Genomic DNA, 17,720 nt, shown 5'->3' with positions numbered 1-17,720 from the left:
TGAACCCGGCAGTCCCCTCGCCACACATGATGGGGGCGGGCCGATGGCGACCACTGAGCCCACGTGCGAGCTTCATCTCCGGATGGTCGGGCAGCTCCACGACCTCGTGCTGCGGGTGCACAAACCGCCGCTGACCGAGGACGAGGTGGCCCGCTGGATGCAGTCGGGCGCGGTCGTCCGGCTGGAGGTCTCCGAGATGGGCACCCAGGTCGCGCACAGCATGCTGGTGAACTTCGGGAACGTCGGGTTCGCCTGGCTGCTCCCCTATCGTGCGGGCCGCGGCCTGAACTTCTGACGGCTCACTCGCCCGCCCGGCCTGAACTTCTGACGGCTCACTCGCTCGCCCCCTTCCCGAGGTGCGCCTGTCCATGCGGGTCGGCGCAGTGCTCGGGATGCGTGTCCGCCGTACGGCCGATGGCCAAAACGTCGGGCGAGGCGTGGTCGACCTGGAGCGTCGTGTGCTCGATGCCGTACTCCTCGCGCACGAGGCGCTCGGCGGCCAGCCGTACGGCATGGCAGTCGGCGCCGGGGGCGACGAGGATGTGCGCGGACAGCGCGGGATAGCCGGAGGTCACCTCCCAGACGTGCAGGTCGTGCACCTCGACCACGGTGTCGAGCGCGGCCGTCCTGCGTCCGATCTCGGCGGGGTTGACGCCGGCGGGCGCCGCCTCCATGAACACCCGCGCGGACGCGCGGACCAGGCCCCAGCCCGCTTTCAGCATCAGCCCGGCGACGACCAGCGCGGCGACGGCGTCGGCCCGGGCCCATCCGGTCAGCCACACGATCAGGCCGGCGACCGTGGTCGCGATGAACGCGTAGAGGTCGTTGAGTATGTGCTGGAAGGCGCCCTCGACGTTGAGACTGGCCCGGTTCGCGCGGGCGAGCAGCCAGGTCGCGGCGATGTTGACCGCGATCCCGGCCAGGCCGGTGACGACGACGTAGACGCCCTCGACCTCGGGCGGCGAGATCAGCCGCCGGGCGGCCTCGTAGACGAAGTACGCGCTGAGCAGCAGCAGCGTGATGCCGTTGATCTGGGCGGAGATGATCTCCGCCCGCTTGAGGCCGTAGGTGAACCCGCCCTGGGGCGGACGCGCGGCGATCCGCATGGCGACCAGCGCGAGCATGATGGCGATGGCGTCGGTGAGCATGTGCCCGGCGTCGGTGACGAGCGCGAGCGACCCGGCCACCACGCCGACGGCCACCTCGGCGGCCATGAACCCGACGATCAGAAGGAGTGCCGCCGTCAGGAGGCGCCGGTCGGCCGTCGCGCTGACGCCGTGACCGTGCCCATGACCGTGACCGTGACCGTGCCCATGACCGTGAACCTGTCCATGTCCATGACCGTGGCCGTGGTCCGCCATCCTCCGGTCCCTCTCGTTTTGTCCGTTATGCGAGCGTAGCGCGCGAGCGGGGAAATAATCGAGCCGTTGTCAACGATATGTAAGTGACCGACTACTGAACGTGAGCATCATAGGTTGTATGGCACTCCCCAACGCGCTCGGGACCGCACTCCTGGTGATCACGATGCTGGACCCGGCGGCGGGCCGCACCCATCTGGCCACCTCGTCGTCCTGTCCCGCCCCCAGGGTGGTGTCCCATCGGGGATACGGGACGGAGAACACGCTCGCCGCCTTCGCGGACGCGCTGGACGCGGGCTCTGACCGCATCGAGCTGGACGTCCACTTCACCCGCGACCACCACCCCGTGGTGATGCACGACGCCACCGTCGACCGTACGACCACGGGGACGGGACGGGTCGCGGACATGACGCTGGCGCGGTTCCGCGCGCTGCGCACCGCCGGAGGCGAGCGGCCCCCGACCCTCGCGGACGCGCTGCGGCTGGTCCGCGACCGGGGCGGCCGCGCGCTGGTGGAGCTCAAGCAGGTGCCGGACGCGCGGGACCTGCGCGCCCTGCGCGACATCTACACCGACCTGGACGCGCGCCGGTGGGCGAGCCTGATGTCGTTCTCCGGCGCCGCCCTGCGGGCCGCCCGCTCCCTCCCGGCCGCGCGCGGGCTGCTGACGTCGTCGGCGCCCAGCCCCTCGGCCGCCGAGGGGCTCTCCTTCGTCGGCGTACGGTACGACCGGCTGACCCGGGAGCGGGTCCGCGAGTACCGCGCGGCCGGCCTCTCCGTGTACGCGTGGACCGCCAACGACCGGGACGCCTGGCGGCGCCTGGCCGGGTACGGCGTGAACGGTGTCGTGACCGACCGGACGCCCGCCTACCTCGACTGGGCGAGATCGGCGTGCGTCACGGGTTGAGCAGGACCTTGATCGCGCCGTCCTTCTTCTTCTGGAAGATCTCGTAGCCGTGCGGCGCCTGGTCCAGCGGCAGCCGGTGCGTCGCCAGGTCCATCACGCCCAGCGGGTCCGCGTCGTCGCTGATCAGCGGCATCAGCGTGTCGATCCAGCGCTTGACGTGCGCCTGGCCCATCCGCAGCGTGACGCCGCGGTCGAACATCCGCAACATCGGCATCGGGTCGGCCATGCCGCCGTACACGCCGATGATCGATATGGTGCCGCCGCGCCGCACCGTCTCGATCGCGTGGTGGAGCGCGGAGAGCCGGTCGACGCCCGCGTTCTCCATCAGCGGCGCGGCGACCCGGTCCGGCAACATTCCGGTGATGCTCTGGGCGAGCTTGGCGAACGGCGACCCGTGCGCCTCCATGCCGACCGCGTCGATCACCGAGTCGGGGCCGCGGCCGCCGGTCATGTCGCGCACGGCCTCGGTGACGTGGGTGTGGCTGCCCGCGTCCACGGTCTCGACGCCGTGCCTGCGGGCCATCGCGAGCCGCTCGGGGACGCTGTCCACCCCGATGACCCGGTGGCCGAGATGCCGGGCGATGCGGCAGCACATCTGACCGATGGGGCCGAGGCCGAAGACCGCGACGCTGCCGCCCTCGGGGATGTCGGCCCAGTCGACGGCCTGCCAGGCGGTGGGCAGCACGTCGGAGAGGTAGACGTACCGCTCGTCGGGTGGCCCCTCGGGCACCTTGATCGGGCCGAAGTGCGCCTGCGGGACGCGCAGGTACTCCGCCTGCCCGCCGGGCACCTCGCCGTACAGCTTGGTGTAGCCGAACAGGGCGGCCCCCATCCCGTGGTCGCGGACCTGGGTCGTCTCGCACTGCGCGTAGAGCTGCCGGTCGCACATGAAGCAGTGCCCGCAGGAGATGTTGAACGGGATGACCACCCGGTCGCCGGGCTTGATGTTCTTGACGTCGGCGCCGACCTCCTCGACGATGCCCATCGACTCGTGGCCGAGGATGTCGCCCTCCATCATGAACGGCCCGAACAGCTCGTACAGGTGCAGGTCGGAGCCGCAGATCCCGCTCGTCGTGACCTTGATGATCGCGTCGGTCGATTCCTTGATCGCCGGGTCGGAGACCTCCTCGACCCGTACGTCGCGCTTCCCGTGCCAGGTGAGTGCCTTCATGGGGCCCGCGCCTACCCCCGCTGTCGCCGCCAAACGGGACGCGGCGGGTTCTTTGCGAGACCCGGGCTCAGCGGTCCGCGGACGACGCGGGCTCGCCGAGCGGCGTCAGCCGGAAGCCGGTGACGACCTCGGGGCGGATCCGGATCACGTGGTCCATGTTCCCGAAGACCCACGGCCGCAACATCGCGCTGTACCGCTCGATCTCCGCCCGGTCCCTGACCAGGCGGGCGGTGCCGACCACGATCACGCTCCAGCCGAGGTGGTCGTGCGGGTCGATCGCGTCCGCCTCGTACGCGACCACGGTGCCGTCGCCGTCGGCGGCCGAGGTGATGGCCGCGCCCAGGTGGGTGCGGATGATGATGTCGCCGTCGTCGAGGATGTGGTTGACCGGTCGGATCGCGGGGAGCGCGTGCAGCGTGAAGACCACGCGGCCCATCGCCACCGAGGCGAGCAGCCGCAGAGACTCGTCCCGGGGGAGTTCCCGGAGCTCTCGTTCGTTCATGCCGGTTCGCCACGCTTCACATTCCCACCATGCCATTGGTAACGCCATGTCCCGCTAGGGACCAAAGTCCCGGAGAAGGGGGCGTTCCTCCCTGAGCGGCACGGCCGGGCCGAAGGTCCCTCGAGCGGGGGACCTCGGGTCCGCCGAGCCCGAGCCGTACGGCACTGCCGCCGATCCCGCGGAACGGATGGACTTGTGGCATCACCGAGGAACGGGAAAGGGGCTCACGATGGCGATCATGGAGCGGAGCGGCCGGCAGGAGGCGCGCGTGGTCCCGGGGCCCGGCGCGCACGCCGCGACGCAGAGGGCGCGCAGGCCGGTGGACTACGTCTGGGGGGTCGCCCGGCTGGCGATCGGATGGGTCTTCCTCTGGGCCTTCGTCGACAAACTGCTCGGCCTGGGCCTCGCCACCCCCGAGAACAAGGCGTGGATCAACGGCGGCAGCCCGACCACCGGGTTCCTCAAGGGGACGGCCGAGAACGCGCTCGGCGGCTTCTTCTCCGGGCTCGCCGGGCAGGGCTGGGCCGACTGGCTCTTCATGATCGGTCTGGCCGGGATCGGCACCGCGCTGATCCTCGGCGCGGGCGTCCGCGTCGCCGCGGTCACCGGCGGCCTGCTCCTCATGCTCATGTGGGCGGCCGAGCTGCCCCTCGCCAACAACCCCTTCCTGGACGAGCACGTGATCTACACGATCGTCCTCGCGGGGCTCGCCCTGGCGAACGCCGGCGACACCGTGGGCATCGGCCGCTGGTGGGGCGGCACCGCGCTCGTCAGGCGGTTCCCCGTCCTCAAGTGACGCGCTCGCGTGAGGTCCTCACGTGACCGAGAGCACGTCCCCCTCCGCCGCCCGTCCTCGCGAAGAGGGCGGGCGGTGTGCTATGCCCGAGTGGTATCACTTTGAGAGGGACGAGATGACGGACACCGAATCGGGATCATTCCTCCCGCGGATGCGGCTGGATGATCTCCTGGCCGAGCTGCAGAGCCGGTTGGAGGCCGTGCTCGCCACGCGTGACCGCGTCCACTCGCTGCTTGAGGCGGTCGTCTCCGTCGGCAGCGAGCTCGACCTGGAGACCGTGCTGCACCGCATCGTCGAGTCCGCCACCGCCCTGGTCAACGCCTCGTACGGCGCGCTCGGCGTGATCGGCGAGGAGAGCACGCTGGTCCAGTTCGTCCCGGTCGGCCTGAGCGAGGAGGAGATCGCCAGGATCGAGCACTGGCCGCACGGACTCGGCCTCCTCGGCCTGCTGATCAAGGAGCCGCAGTCGCTCCGGCTGCGCGACATCGCCGACCACCCCGACTCGTACGGCTTCCCGGCCGGCCATCCGCCGATGCGCTCCTTCCTCGGCGTCCCCATCCGCGTACGCGACGAGATCTTCGGCAACCTCTACCTGACCGAGAAGCGCAACGGCGAGTTCGACGAGGAGGACGAGGCCATCGTCACCGCGCTCGCCACGGCGGCGGGCGTCGCCATCGAGAACGCCCGCCTGTACGAGGAGACCCGGCGCAGGGAGGCGTGGCTGGAGGTCTCCTCCGAGGTGACGACGAGCCTGCTGTCCGGCGCCGACCCGCACGACGTGCTGGTGTCCCTGGCCAGGCGCACCCGGGAGATGACCGACGCCGACGTGGTGACGATCTCCTTCGGCGCCTCCCCCGAGACGCTGCGGGTCGAGATCGCCGAGGGGCTCGGCGCGGAGGAACTGCTCGGCATCGAGCTGTCCGCGGGGGAGACGGTGGCGGGACGGGTGCTGCGCACGGCCGAGCCGCAGATCGCGGACATCAGGGCGTGCCCGGACACCCCGTCCGGCCTGCCGAAGTCGGGCCCGTCGTTGTCGGTCCCCCTCGGCAAGGGGCGGCTCGTACGCGGCGTGCTCGGCCTGGGCAAGCGGACCGGGCGCCTGCCGTTCAGCTCCGCCGACCTGCGGATGGTCCAGGCCCTCGCCGGCCAGGCCGCGGTCGCGCTCGAACTGGCCGAGGCCAGGAAGGACGCCGAGCGCCTCGGCCTGCTCGAAGACCGCGACCGCATCGCCAAGGACCTGCACGACGTGGTGATCCAGCGGTTGTTCGCGGCGGCGATGACGCTGATGAGCGTCGTCAAGCTGGTGGAGAAACCGGAGGTCACCGGGCGCGTCCAGCACGTCGTGGACGAGCTCGACGCGACGATCAGGCAGATCCGCTCCACCATCTTCGCGCTGCACACGCCGCGAGAGGAGAAGGCCACCACGGTGCGCGGCCAGCTCATGGACCTGGTGGAGTCGGCGCGCGGCCATCTCGGGTTCATGCCGGGCGTACGCCTGGAGGGGGCGCTGGACACGCTCGTCACGCCCAAGCTCGCCGACCAGCTCCTCGCCGTCCTGCGCGAGGCCCTGTCCAACGTCGTACGGCACGCCCACGCGACCGAGGTGAGCGTGACCGTGGACGCCCGCGACGCCGTCCTCCTGCTGGAGGTGGCGGACAACGGGGTCGGCGTGCCCGAGGAGGGACGGCGCAGCGGCCTGCGGAACCTGGCGGAGCGGGCGGAGCTCCTCGGCGGCACGTTCGAGGTGCTGCCGCACGAGCCGCGGGGCACCTGCCTGTCCTGGCGGGTCCCTCTCGCCTGAACGGCCCCCTCAGCTCAGCCGCCGCCCGGTGACCAGCTCCGCGCGGATGGTGATGAGCTGGTCGCGGTGGCCCGGCGCCCACGGGACCAGCGGCAGCCGGGCCAGCCGTACGACCTCGCCGGGCTCCTCGACCACCCGCGCCGGGCCCACGGCGGTCACGGACCAGCCTTTGTGGCTGTCCGTGTCGAAATGGTCCGCCTCGAAGGCGACGATCGCGCCGCGCGCGGCGTCCGAGAGGCGTGAGCCCGCGGCGGTGCGGAACACCACGTCCTCGCCGTCCAGCATGTAGTTGACGACCTGTACGGCGGGCAGCGCGCGTTCGGTGAACACGACGCGGCCGATCGGTGTCGTGGACAACAGCGAGAGGCACTCGGCCCGCGAGAGCTTCTGGAGCCCGGCCTTGTCGAGGTTCATGCGTCCAGCGTCGCCGACGCGGTGTGCCCGCACGCAGGGACGAAGGTCCCGGAGGTGGCGGCGTTCGGCTCGTGGGCGGCCGTTCCGGCCATCAACCCCCGGCTCCCGGGTACAGGCACGGTCATGGATGAAATCGCGCAGATCGATGCATTCTGGCGTGCCGCGAACTACCTGTCGGTCGGGCAGATCTACCTGCTCGACAACCCGCTGCTCAAGGAGCCGCTGGCTCCGGCGGACATCAAGCCGCGCCTGCTCGGCCACTGGGGGACCACCCCCGGACTGAACTTCTGCTTCGCGCATCTCAACCGGGTCATCCGGCAGCGCGACCAGGACATGATCTACATCGCGGGCCCCGGGCACGGCGGCCCCGCCGCTGTCGCGCTCGCCTGGCTGGAGGGCACGTACAGCGAGGTGTACCCCTCGGTGTCGCAGGACGCCGACGGCATGCGCCGGCTGTTCCGGCAGTTCTCCTTCCCCGGCGGCATCCCGAGCCACGTCGCGCCGGAGACGCCCGGATCCATCCACGAGGGCGGCGAGCTGGGCTACGCCCTCGCGCACGCGTACGGCGCGGCGTTCGACAACCCGGACCTGGTCGTGGCGTGCGTCATCGGCGACGGTGAGGCGGAGACGGGACCCCTCGCCGCGAGCTGGCACTCGAACAAGTTCCTCGCCCCGGCCCGGGACGGCGTCGTCCTGCCGATCCTCCACCTGAACGGCTACAAGATCGCCAACCCGACGGTCCTCGCCCGCATCCCCGAGAGCGATCTGGTCAAGCTCATGGAGGGGTACGGCTACCGCCCGTACATCGTCTCCGGCGACGACCCGGCGGTCATGCACACCCTGATGGCGGGCACGCTGGACGAGGCCTTCGACCGGATCGCGGCGATCAAGGCGGGGGCGGACGAGCCGCTGCCGATGATCATCCTGCGTACGCCCAAGGGCTGGACCGGCCCCCGCGAGGTGGACGGCCTGCCGGTGGAGGGCACCTGGCGGGCCCACCAGGTGCCGCTCACCGACGTTCGGGACCGCCCCGACCGGCTGGCCGCCCTGGCGAAGTGGATGCGCTCCTACCGGCCGCAGGAGCTGTTCGACCTCGACGGCCGCCCCGTGCCCGAGGTCACCGCCGGAGTGCCGCGCGGTCCCCGCCGGATGAGCGCGAACCCGCACGCCAACGGCGGCGAGCTGCTGCGCCCGCTGGTGTTGCCGGACTTCCGCGACTACGGGGTCGAGGTGAAGTCGCCGGCCACCGCCACCAGCGAGCCCACCCGCATCTTCGGCACGTTCCTGCGCGACGTGATCGCCGCCAACCCGCACGACTTCCGGCTGATGGGGCCGGACGAGACGGCGTCCAACCGGCTGCAGGCGGTGTTCGAGGTGACCGACCGGGCGTGGGACGCCGAGCGGCTGCCCACCGACGAGCACCTCGCGCCGGGCGGCCGGGTCATGGAGGTGTTGTCGGAGCACCTGTGCCAGGGCTGGCTGGAGGGCTACCTGCTGACCGGACGGCACGGCCTGTTCAACTGCTACGAGGCGTTCATCCACATCGTGGACGCGATGTTCAACCAGCACGCCAAGTGGCTGGAGTCGTCGCGCAAGATCCCGTGGCGGCGTCCGGTGGCGTCGCTCAACTACCTGCTGTCCTCGCACGTATGGCGCCAGGACCACAACGGCTTCAGCCACCAGGACCCCGGGTTCCTGGACGTGGTCATGAACAAGAAGGCCTCGGTCGTCCGCGTCTACCTGCCGCCGGACGCGAACACGCTGCTCTCGGTGGGGGACCACTGCCTCCGGTCGCGCGACTACGTGAACGTCGTGGTCGCGGGCAAGCAGCCGACGCTCGACCTGTTCACCATGCCGGAGGCGGTGGCGCACTGCACGCGGGGCCTCGGCATCATCGAGTGGGCCTCGAACGACGACGGCCTCCAACCCGACGTCGTCCTCGCCTGCGCCGGCGACGTGCCCACCATGGAGACCCTCGCCGCCGCGGCGCTGCTGCGCGAGTTCCTGCCCGAGCTGCGCGTCCGCGTGGTCAACGTCGTCGACCTGATGCGCCTCCAGCCGCCGAGCGAGCACCCGCACGGCATGTCGGACGCCGAGTACGACACGCTGTTCACCGCCGACCGACCGGTGATCTTCAATTTCCACGGCTATCCCTGGCTGATCCACCGGCTCACCTATCGCCGGAACGGCCACGACAACCTGCACGTGCGCGGATACAAGGAGGAGGGCACCACGACCACGCCCTTCGACATGGCGATGCTCAACGACATCGACCGGTTCCACCTGGTCCTCGACGTGATCGACCGGGTCCCCGGCCTCGGGTCGCGGGCCGCCCACCTGCGCCAGCGGATGGCCGACGAGCGGCTCCACTGCCGCGCCTACACCAGGGAGTACGGCGAGGACGCGCCGATGATCCGCAACTGGGTCTGGCCGTACTGACGGCCCGCTCCCGGTCCCGCCTCCGGTCCCGCTTCCGGCCTGCTTCTAGCTTGCTTTGGGGTCTGTTCCTGAGTCCGCTTCTGATCTCGTCAGCACGCGCAGGGCCAGGGACGCGATCTCCCATTCCTCGTCGGTGGGGACCACCAGCACCGCGACCTCGGAGCCGGGCGGGGAGATCGTCCGCGCGGCCTCCCCGCCCCGGTTGCGATCCGGATCGACGGCGATGCCCAGCCGTTCGAGCCCGCTCATGGACCGCGCCCTGGTCCGCGCGTCGTGCTCGCCCACCCCGGCGGTGAACACGACCGCGTCCAGCCGGCCGAGCACCGCGTAGTACGCGCCCACGTACTTGCGTATCCGCTGGCAGTAGACGTCGAGGGCCAGCCGGGCGTCCTCGTCGCCGGCGTCGGCCTTCTCCCAGACCTCGCGCATGTCGCTCGCGCCGGCCAGGGCCAGCATCCCCCCGGCACGCATCAGCGCCTCGTGGCTCTCGGCGACGCCCAGCCCGGCCGCGCCGTACAGGAACGAGGGCAGCGAGGGGTCCACGTCGCCGGAGCGGGTGCCCATGACCAGGCCCTCGAGCGGCGTCAGGCCCATCGAGGTGTCCACGCTGCGCCCGCCCCTGATCGCGGTCGCGCTCGCGCCGTTGCCGAGATGGAGCACGATCATGTTCGTCTCCTCAAGGGGACGGCCCAGAGATTCGGCCGCCAGCCGCGAGACGTAGGCGCACGAGGTGCCGTGGAAGCCGTACCTCCGCACGCCCAGCTCGCGCGCCCAGGCGCGCGGCACCGCGTACGTGTACGCGTGCGGGGGCAGCGTCTGGTGGAACGCGGTGTCGAACACGGCCACCTGCGGGACGCCGGGGAACGCGGCGCGCGCCACCCGGATCCCGTCCAGGTTGGCCGGGTTGTGCAGCGGCGCGAACCTCGACAGCTCGTCGATCGCGGCGATCACGTCGTCGTCGACCAGGACCGGCCCGGTGAACCGGTCGGCGCCGTGGACCACCCGGTGCCCGACCGCCCGCAGCGGCACCCGCGCCAGGTCGGGACCGGCCCGCTCGAACGCGTCGAGCGCCGCCCGCAGCCCCGACTCGTGGTCGGGGAAGGCCCGGCGCAGCTCGTACGGCTCCGCCCCCGGACGGGTGTGGGTGAGCGCGCCCCGCTCCTCGCCGATCCGCTCGACCAGGCCGACGGCGAGGCGGCCCCCGGACTCCGTGTCGATCAACTCGTATTTGATCGACGAGGAGCCCGTGTTCAGCACCAGGACACATCTGTCCACAGTTTCCACAGCCCTGTCCACAGACTTTTCCACAGACTTTTCCACAGGGTTTTCCCCACCTGTGTCCCCACCTGTGTCCCCACTCCCGGCCACCACCACGGATGCCTCCAGATCGGCGGAAACTGCCCGTGATCACCCTCCTTCCCCCGGCGGCACGGCACATGCTTTGGGAAAGATCTCCGAAGTTTGCGTTCTCGTCACGGGGAAGGCGGAAGGTCCCGTCCCATGAGGACCAGCGGCTCTGGAACCGCTCCCGCCGCGGTCGTCTCATGGATGTGCCGGGGACGAACGAGGAGGACCAAATGATCATCGTTGCGACCGACGGCTCCCCCGCCGCCACCGCCGCCGTGGAATGGGCCGCCGACGACGCGGCGCGCAAGAAGCTGCCGCTGCGTGTCCTCCACGTCGTCGACCGGCTGCCGTACGAGATCCCGCGCTATCCGATCCCCGGCGTGCAGGAGTCCATCGTGCAGTCGGGCGAGCGGATCCTCCGCGACGCCCGCCAGGCCGTACGGGCCCGGCAGCCCGACGTCGAGGTGACCACCGAACTGGTCTACGGCGTGCCCGCGCCCGTGCTCCGGCAGGAGGCTGAGCACTCGTCCGAACTGGTCGTAGGCAGCCGCGGCCGGGGCGGCTTCGCCGGCATGCTCCTCGGCTCGGTCAGCTCGCACGTCGCCGGGCACGTCCACGCGCCGGTCGTCGTCGTACGGCCCGCGCCCGCCACCGCGCACGGCGAGATCGTGGTCGGGGTGGGCGAGTCGGAGGAGTGCGACCCGGCCCTCGCCTACGCCTTCGAGGAGGCCGCCCTGCGCGGCGCCCGGCTGCGCGCGGTCAGCGCGTGGGAGCTGCCGGTGCACATCCTCGGCCCCGAGGTCGTCTACGACGTGGACGAGATCCAGCACGCCTTCCGCCAGGCCGCCATGGACAAGCTCGGCGACCTGCAAGAGCGGTTCCCCGACCTCGAGGTCACGCTGGACATCGTGCGCGGGCACCCCGTCGCCGCCCTTGTGGACGCCTCGGAGAAGGCCGACCTCGTCGTCGTCGGCTCCCGCGGGCGCGGCGCGATCGGCGCCGCCGTGCTCGGCTCGGTGAGCCGGGGCGTGCTGCACCACGCCCGCTGCCCGGTCGCGGTCGTCCGGTGACCACCCGCGGGTGCGGTGGGTTGTAGGGGGATGGGCGGGGTGCTCGCCAGGTCTCCGGTTCTCGCCGAACGGTGCGCGCCGGTGAACAGTGACCGCTGCGCTGCGGCGGGCGGTTGCTGGGCGGTGCTGGAGGTGGATCGAAGCCGTATCCGGTTCTCGTCGCTTCATGGTGACCGCTGCGCTGCGGCGGGCGGCTGCTCCGGCGCGCCGTGATAGTTGCGCTCTGGCGATTCCCCGCTTCGCGGTCTCGGGCGCGGTGGTACAGGGCACGGTCCTACGCGCGCCGGAGGCCCCACCCGCCTCCGCTCCGCTTCCCCGCCGCCCCTTGTCCCGCTTCCGCTGTTCCGCTTCCTCTGTCCCGCCGTTCTGGCTTGCTGTCGTATGGGCTCTGTGGTTCCCGGTGTCGCCGTCGGTTCTTCCGGGAGGAGCCCTGGCGCCTGAGGTCAGCATGTGACCCTGGGTCGCCGCGACCAGCGCCGCACGGTGCGTAGGGTTCGGGGTGTGAAGGTGCTGATATCTGTTGATATGGAGGGCATCTCGGGGATCGTCCATTCCGCCGAGACGAATCCGGGGCGGCACGATTACGAACGCGGTCGGGCCTTGATGACGGCCGAGGCGAACGCCGTGATCGCCGGTGTACTGGATGCCGAACCCACTGCGGTGGTTTGGGTCGCCGACGCTCACGGGCCTTTCCGCAACATATTGCCGGAGGAGCTCGACCGGCGGGCACACCTGGTCCGTGGCAAGCCGCGCCCGCTGGGCATGCTCGGCGGGCTCGATGAGCACACCGATGCGGTTATGTTCGTCGGCTACCACGCCCGAGCCGGTGGGGGGCCGGGCGTGCTGGCACACACCATGAGCGATGACATCCTCGACGTGCGTGTGGCCGGACGTTCCCTGGGCGAGATCGGTCTCAACGCCGCCATGGCCGGTCATCTGGGCGTGCCGGTCGTGCTGCTCAGTGGCGATGACACCGCCTGCGCCGAACTCCGTGATCTGGTTCCCTCGGCCTCCACCGTCGCGGTCAAGCAGGCCCTCGGGCAGGCCGGCGCGATCGCCCTGCACCCTGAGGAAGCCCGGGAGCGGCTGCGCAAGGCGGCCGCCGACGCGATCACGCGGCGTGCACTGGTTTCGCCTCTGACCATTGCCGGGCCGCTTGACATCGAAGTCGATCTCCACAACCCGATCACGGTTGATCTGGCGACACTCGTGCCGGGTGTTTCACGTGCCGAAGGCGCCCGTACGGTCACGTTCACCGCCGCCGACTTCAACGACGCCTACCGACTGGTCCTGCTGCTTGTGCAGCTCGCCACCATAAGGCCCAGCTAGAGGTCGTCCCGGACCGCCCCACGGCCCGCTGTGTGCGGCCGGCCTCCATGCCGATGGGCGGATGTGACGCCCCGATCTGCCGGGCCTGCGGGGTCAGCGTCGGCCGAGGCCGAGTCGGTGGGCGGTACGCGCCATCAGCTGGGACATCTTGGAGGGAAACGCGTCGGGCTCGGGAACGGTCACGGGGCGGACGCGGCCGTTGTGGATGGCGCCGATCTTCCAGCCGGCTTCCGTTCTCACCACGACGATGGTCTGCCGCGACAGCCGTCGCCTGGGGAGCGTAAATCGCCAGGGCATCAGGACGGAGGCCGTGCCGTGCACGATCGCCACGCCCGGCGGCCACCACCACGGTCATCGACCGACTGGAACGTGCGGGCATGGTGGTCCGTTCCACCGATCCGGGTAACCGCCGCCGCGTCCTGGTCGCCGCGACCGACACCGCCCGCTCCGCCGAGGCCGAGATCTTCTTCCCGGTCGGCCAGGCGGGCGCCCGGGCGTTGCAGGGGTACGGGCCGGACGAGCTGGCCGTCATCCTCGATTTCCTGCGTACTGCCCGAAGAGTCCAGGAGGAGCAGGCCGCCCGCGTCAGGGCCTTGTAACGCCGCCCCTTTCGTGCGCGCCCTGTATGCCGGAGCCGGCGATCGTCCTCGAAGCTCCGTTTTCGGGCTCGGGGAACCGTCGCCATGCGCGTCCAGGGCTACTCGTCGCGGGATTCCGTGCCCCAGTCCCAGAGGGCTTGCAGGACCGGGCCGAGGGAGCGTCCACGTGGGGTGAGGCTGTACCGGACCCGAGGCGGCCAGTCGGGGAGGCGGTGACGGTCGACGACCCCGACTTCCGCGAGGTGGGCCAGCCGTTCGGATAGGACCTTGTCCGAGAGGCGGGGCAGCGTCCGGCGGAGTTCGCTGAAGGTGCGGTCGCCTCGGAGGAGTTCGCGGATCACCAGTGTCGTCCACCTGCCGCGGAGCGCCGCGAGGGTGATCTCCACAGGGCAGGACGGGGAGGGCTCGGCGACCTCGCCCATCGGGCCGGCCGGAAGGCCCGGCGCGGCGATGCGAACCGTTTGGTTAGCCACGAAACCGCCTCCTAGCGTTCCTCGCGGTTCTTTTACGACCGGAGGGATGAAAGCCGATGAGTGGAGAGATAGCACGCCGTCCTGAGGACGTTCCCGCGGTGTTCGCCGCACGCTTCAACAGCGGTGTGCCGGCCGCCGTGACGGAGATGTACGAGGACGGCGCGGTGTTCGTGCCGCGTCCCGGCACGGCCGTGAGCGGGGACGGGATCGGCCGGGCCAACGCGGAGTTCCTCGGCCTCGGGTTGCCGATCACGGTGCGGCCCCGGCACACCTACGTGTCCGGCGATCTCGCGCTGCTCGTGGTGGACTGGGTCATCGACGGCGTGGACGTCCGAGGTGAGCGGGTGCGCGTCGAGGGGACCGCGACGGATGTCGCCCGTCGGGGTCCGGACGGCGGCTGGCGGTACGTGATCGACAACCCCTTCGGGGTGGCGGCCCCCGCCTGAGTCGCGCGCGTCACCGCGTGGGCGCGGCCGGGGATCGTACGGCGGCGGCGGTGACGGCCGCGACCAGGCCGAGAGCCGCCAGGGCCGTCGTCGCGCCCCGGTGCCCGCCGTCGAAGAGCGGTCCGACGGCGAAGCTCCCGGCCAGGGCGACCAATCCGGCGAGGAAGTTGAGCAGGCCGGTGTAGCCGCCGAACCGCCCCGGCGGCGCGCAGCGGGTGACGGTCTGGAACAGCGCCGCCTGCGTCAGCCCGGAGGCCAGCCCGTGCAGTACGGCGGCCACCGCCAGCACGGCGATCCGGCCGCCCGCGCCGGGAGGGAGCACGACCAGCATCAGGTAGCGCCCTGCGCGCGGCGGCGTTCGCGCTGCTGGGCGTCGCGAACGGGGTCGGCGGGCTGAGGCGAACAGGACGAAGCCCCGGTCCCGGAGCACCGCCGACACCCCCGCGACGAGCCTTCGCGGATCCGGCCGGGCCGCTCCGGTTTCCGTACGGGGAGCGGCGCCGGGCGCGCGGCGGAGCAGCGTGAACAGCACGGCGCCGGCCGCCCACGCGCCCGACGTCACCGCCGCCAGCAGCCCGAACCCGCCGGTCAGCAGGAGGAGGAGCCCCAGGGGCGGCCCGACGACGGCGGCCAGCTCACCCGTGACCAGATAGGCGGCGAAGCCCCGGGCACGGCGTGCCGGCGCCACCCCGGCGAGCAGGGACTGCGCGGCCGGGTGGAACAGCGCGCCGCCCACCGCCATCACCACGGCCGCGCAGAGACAGGCCAGGAATCCCGCGCGTGCCGGGCCGATCACGTCGGTGAGCGCTCCGACGGGCAGGAACAGCATGTACTGCACCGCGACCCGCACGCCGAGGACCGCGGTGACGGTCCCGGCGAGTATGCCGAGGTCACGGTGCAAGTGTGCGACCAGGTGGGCCATCATCGCGTAGTAGCCGAGCGAGATGGCCAGTTGTGTCCCCACGACGATCACGATCACCCTGCGATCGGAGACCGCCCGCCGCCCTCGGGGCGCGAGCCCGGGGGAGGCGGGTTCCACGTGTGGCGAGGTCATGGCAGCGGACTGTCTCACGGGTCGTGACGCGGGTCGAACCCGGTCACGCCTTCGGGAGGACTCCGAGAGCCGTCAGCAGGTCGCGGGTGAGGGGGATGCGCTTCCCGGTGTCCTGGGCGCCGTCCATGTCGATGTTGAGCGCGAAGGTATGGAGGCGGTCGCCGCGCTCGACCCAGCCCACCCACCAGCCGAGGCTGGGCGTGGTCGACATGCCCCAGCCGGTCTTGGCGAACAGCGCGTAGCCGTCCTTCTCCTCGATCTTCAGCATCTCGCGTACCTTGAGCTGGTTCTTCTTGGACGCCGGGAGTTGCTGCCGGGCCAGCCGGGAGAGGAAGCGGGTCTGCTCGACCGCGGAGATCTCCAGCGGGCCGTCGAGCCAGAAGCGGTCCACGACGGGGCCGATCCGCCGGTTGCCGTAGCTCAGGCGGTTCACCCACTGGTTCTCCCGCTTGAGGCCGATCCGGCGGGCGAGTGTCTGGAACACCGGGACGTTGGACGCCGCGATGGCGTCGCGCAGGTTCATGTCGTGCTCCCACTCGGGGAACTGCTGCGGCTGCCCGCCGTACGGGATCACCTCGTTCTCGTCCTTCACGGCACCGGTCTCCAGCGCGATGAGGCTGTGCGGGATCTTGAACGTGGAGGCCGGGATCATCCTCTGCTTCGCCCGCGCGGCGTCGACGACCGTGGTCTGCCCCCGCTTCACGTCGAGGAGCGCGAACGTTCCGCGCACTCCGGCCTTGCGGAACAGCGCCTGCAGGTCGTCGCGGACGACCGTGCCGTGGACGACCGCCTGCGCGGCCGGGCTGTGCCGGACGGTGGCGGTGGCGCCGTGGGCGGTCCCGCCGAACAACGCGGAGGCGGTCAGGACGGCCGCGCCGAGCGCCGCGCCCAGCCGTGTCCTGGGGGAGTTTCGCATGTCCTGCTCCTCGTCTTTGACGATCTTCTGGCAGGAGCAGACCAGAACCCGTCGCATCATGTCCAATATCGATATCCTGGGACTGTCGATATCGAGAGCGATATCTCCGCTGGTCACGCGGCGCGGGTGAGGCGGTATTCGCGGGGGGAGACGCCGTACGCGCTCTTGAAGAGGCGGCTCAGGTGGGCGGCGTCCACGAGGCCCCAGCGCGCTCCGATGGCGTTGATGGCGGTGGAGCTGTGCCGCGGGTCGGTCAGCTCCCGCCGGATGTGCTCCAGGCGCCGCTCGCGGATGAACCGGCCGACGGTGGTGTTCTCCGCGCGGAACAGCTTGTGCAGATATCCGGTGGAGATGTGCACGCCGGAGGCCACGGACTCGGGGCCGAGGCCGGGGTCGCCGAGGTGCTGCTCGATGTACGCCTTGATCCGGGTCATCAGCGTCGTGGGGGAGGCCGCGTCGGAGGAGCCGGGCTCGCCGAGTTGTTCGGCGTACATGAGGGAGACCAGGTCGATGACGTTGTCGGCGAGGCGGCAGGCGTACGGCCGGTCGATCTCGTCCACGTGCTCGGAGAGGCCGGCCAGCATCGGCCCGAGCAGCCCGCCGAGGCCGTGGCCGCCGGAGACCCGCCGCGCGGTGACCTCGGCCAGCGCGGCGCGCGGCAGCCGCAGGGCGGCCTGCGGGAACATCAGCACCAGCATGGTGCAGGCCCGGTCCACGGAGATCGTGTACGGCCGGGTGGTGTCGTAGACGGCGATGTCGCCGCGCAGCAGGGGGGCCTCCCGGCCGTTCTGCCTGATCGTGACGTGGCCCCGCAGCGGCATGCTCAGCTTGACCATCGGCACGTCGGTGCGGGAGATCAGCCGGGCGGTGCGCTCGGCGCGGTGCGCTCCCGCGCTGACCGTGCTCAGCACGGTGGCGCCGAGCCGGTGATCGGTGAGGCGTCCCTGGAAGGCCGCCGGGTCGGGGAAGGAGAAGTCGAGGGGCACGAAGGAGCCGGCCACCATGGCCCGCCAGAACTCCGCCCGCTCGGACGGCGCGACGTCCGAGGTCCGGACCAGCGTCGCCATCGGCCCTCCTCCCGCTGAACGGACGCGATGTGCT

Annotated in this window: 19 protein-coding genes; 9 read left to right on the top strand and 10 right to left on the bottom strand. The window is 71.3% G+C overall.

The window, feature by feature from the left end; all coding sequences use genetic code 11:
• The first annotated feature begins 43 nt into the window (after positions 1-43).
• Positions 44-295: a hypothetical protein gene (locus tag AWQ70_RS32780; RefSeq protein ID WP_067185067.1), complete on the top strand. Its 252-nt coding sequence runs from the start codon at positions 44-46 to the stop codon at positions 293-295.
• A gap of 37 nt (positions 296-332) precedes the next feature.
• On the opposite strand, the gene AWQ70_RS32775 is transcribed toward AWQ70_RS32780, so the two are convergent.
• Positions 333-1,214 carry a cation diffusion facilitator family transporter gene (locus tag AWQ70_RS32775; RefSeq protein ID WP_245647257.1) on the bottom strand — a complete coding sequence of 294 codons (882 nt, stop codon included), beginning with the start codon at positions 1,212-1,214 and terminating at the stop codon, positions 333-335.
• Between the two features lie 265 nt (positions 1,215-1,479).
• Between AWQ70_RS32775 and AWQ70_RS32770 the strand changes: the two genes are divergently transcribed.
• Positions 1,480-2,262: a glycerophosphodiester phosphodiesterase gene (locus tag AWQ70_RS32770; protein ID WP_084518066.1), complete on the top strand. Its 783-nt coding sequence runs from the start codon at positions 1,480-1,482 to the stop codon at positions 2,260-2,262.
• Here the strand turns inward: AWQ70_RS32770 and AWQ70_RS32765 are convergent.
• A complete protein-coding gene (locus tag AWQ70_RS32765) occupies positions 2,252-3,433 on the bottom strand; it encodes a zinc-dependent alcohol dehydrogenase (protein ID WP_067185058.1) in 1,182 nt (393 codons plus the stop codon). The two genes, AWQ70_RS32770 and AWQ70_RS32765, sit on opposite strands and share 11 nt — an antisense overlap.
• Positions 3,434-3,500: 67 nt before the next feature.
• Positions 3,501-3,935 carry a pyridoxamine 5'-phosphate oxidase family protein gene (locus AWQ70_RS32760; protein WP_174552444.1) on the bottom strand — a complete coding sequence of 145 codons (435 nt, stop codon included), beginning with the start codon at positions 3,933-3,935 and terminating at the stop codon, positions 3,501-3,503.
• Positions 3,936-4,164: 229 nt separating this feature from the next.
• Here AWQ70_RS32760 and AWQ70_RS32755 point away from each other — a divergent pair, with 229 nt between their 5' ends.
• Together AWQ70_RS32755 and AWQ70_RS32750 are read left to right on the top strand one after the other, a co-directional pair.
• A complete protein-coding gene (locus tag AWQ70_RS32755; protein WP_067185052.1) occupies positions 4,165-4,731 on the top strand; it encodes a hypothetical protein in 567 nt (188 codons plus the stop codon).
• 151 nt (positions 4,732-4,882) lie between these two features.
• Positions 4,883-6,532: a GAF domain-containing sensor histidine kinase gene (locus AWQ70_RS32750; RefSeq protein ID WP_281197159.1), complete on the top strand. Its 1,650-nt coding sequence runs from the start codon at positions 4,883-4,885 to the stop codon at positions 6,530-6,532.
• 9 nt (positions 6,533-6,541) lie between these two features.
• Here the strand turns inward: AWQ70_RS32750 and AWQ70_RS32745 are convergent, their stop codons facing one another.
• Positions 6,542-6,946 carry a pyridoxamine 5'-phosphate oxidase family protein gene (locus AWQ70_RS32745; protein ID WP_067185046.1) on the bottom strand — a complete coding sequence of 135 codons (405 nt, stop codon included), beginning with the start codon at positions 6,944-6,946 and terminating at the stop codon, positions 6,542-6,544.
• Between the two features lie 123 nt (positions 6,947-7,069).
• On the opposite strand from AWQ70_RS32745, the gene AWQ70_RS32740 reads away from it, so the two are divergent.
• Entirely contained in the window at positions 7,070-9,385 is a 2,316-nt protein-coding gene (locus AWQ70_RS32740; RefSeq protein WP_067185123.1) for a phosphoketolase family protein, read from the top strand.
• Positions 9,386-9,430: 45 nt separating this feature from the next.
• Here AWQ70_RS32740 and AWQ70_RS32735 read toward each other — a convergent pair whose 3' ends face one another.
• Positions 9,431-10,660 carry an acetate/propionate family kinase gene (locus tag AWQ70_RS32735; RefSeq protein WP_067185042.1) on the bottom strand — a complete coding sequence of 410 codons (1,230 nt, stop codon included), beginning with the start codon at positions 10,658-10,660 and terminating at the stop codon, positions 9,431-9,433.
• A 302-nt stretch (positions 10,661-10,962) separates the two neighbouring features.
• Here AWQ70_RS32735 and AWQ70_RS32730 point away from each other — a divergent pair, with 302 nt between their 5' ends.
• A complete protein-coding gene (locus AWQ70_RS32730; RefSeq protein ID WP_067185040.1) occupies positions 10,963-11,802 on the top strand; it encodes a universal stress protein in 840 nt (279 codons plus the stop codon).
• Positions 11,803-12,303: 501 nt separating this feature from the next.
• Entirely contained in the window at positions 12,304-13,131 is an 828-nt protein-coding gene (locus AWQ70_RS32725) for a M55 family metallopeptidase (protein WP_067185120.1), read from the top strand.
• Between the two features lie 93 nt (positions 13,132-13,224).
• On the opposite strand, the gene AWQ70_RS32720 is transcribed toward AWQ70_RS32725, so the two are convergent.
• Positions 13,225-13,461, bottom strand: coding sequence for a hypothetical protein (locus tag AWQ70_RS32720; RefSeq protein WP_218004742.1), 237 nt, complete (start codon positions 13,459-13,461; stop codon positions 13,225-13,227).
• Between AWQ70_RS32720 and AWQ70_RS32715 the strand changes: the two genes are divergently transcribed.
• Positions 13,416-13,730, top strand: coding sequence for a MarR family transcriptional regulator (locus AWQ70_RS32715; RefSeq protein ID WP_281197160.1), 315 nt, complete (start codon positions 13,416-13,418; stop codon positions 13,728-13,730). The genes AWQ70_RS32720 and AWQ70_RS32715 overlap by 46 nt on opposite strands.
• Positions 13,731-13,828: 98 nt before the next feature.
• On the opposite strand, the gene AWQ70_RS32710 is transcribed toward AWQ70_RS32715, so the two are convergent.
• On the bottom strand, positions 13,829-14,203 hold the full coding sequence (locus AWQ70_RS32710) for a winged helix-turn-helix transcriptional regulator (RefSeq protein WP_067185037.1): 375 nt from the start codon (positions 14,201-14,203) through the stop codon (positions 13,829-13,831).
• A 56-nt stretch (positions 14,204-14,259) separates the two neighbouring features.
• Between AWQ70_RS32710 and AWQ70_RS32705 the strand changes: the two genes are divergently transcribed.
• Complete coding sequence (locus tag AWQ70_RS32705) at positions 14,260-14,649, top strand: YybH family protein (protein ID WP_067185034.1); 390 nt, start codon at positions 14,260-14,262, stop codon at positions 14,647-14,649.
• A gap of 10 nt (positions 14,650-14,659) precedes the next feature.
• Here AWQ70_RS32705 and AWQ70_RS32700 read toward each other — a convergent pair whose 3' ends face one another.
• From AWQ70_RS32700 to AWQ70_RS32690, 3 genes are read right to left on the bottom strand one after another with little or no spacing between them, the layout of a single operon-like run.
• Positions 14,660-15,703, bottom strand: coding sequence for an MFS transporter (locus tag AWQ70_RS32700; RefSeq protein WP_157530752.1), 1,044 nt, complete (start codon positions 15,701-15,703; stop codon positions 14,660-14,662).
• Positions 15,704-15,746: 43 nt separating this feature from the next.
• Positions 15,747-16,679, bottom strand: coding sequence for a class D beta-lactamase (gene blaOXA / locus AWQ70_RS32695; protein ID WP_245647256.1), 933 nt, complete (start codon positions 16,677-16,679; stop codon positions 15,747-15,749).
• Between the two features lie 53 nt (positions 16,680-16,732).
• Complete coding sequence (locus AWQ70_RS32690) at positions 16,733-17,686, bottom strand: AraC-like ligand-binding domain-containing protein (RefSeq protein WP_084518063.1); 954 nt, start codon at positions 17,684-17,686, stop codon at positions 16,733-16,735.
• Positions 17,687-17,720 lie beyond the last annotated feature (34 nt).

The organism is Microtetraspora niveoalba, assembly GCF_001570405.1.
In the GTDB taxonomy this organism is placed as follows: domain Bacteria; phylum Actinomycetota; class Actinomycetes; order Streptosporangiales; family Streptosporangiaceae; genus Microtetraspora; species Microtetraspora niveoalba.
This window is presented reverse-complemented; position numbering and strand designations above follow the sequence as displayed.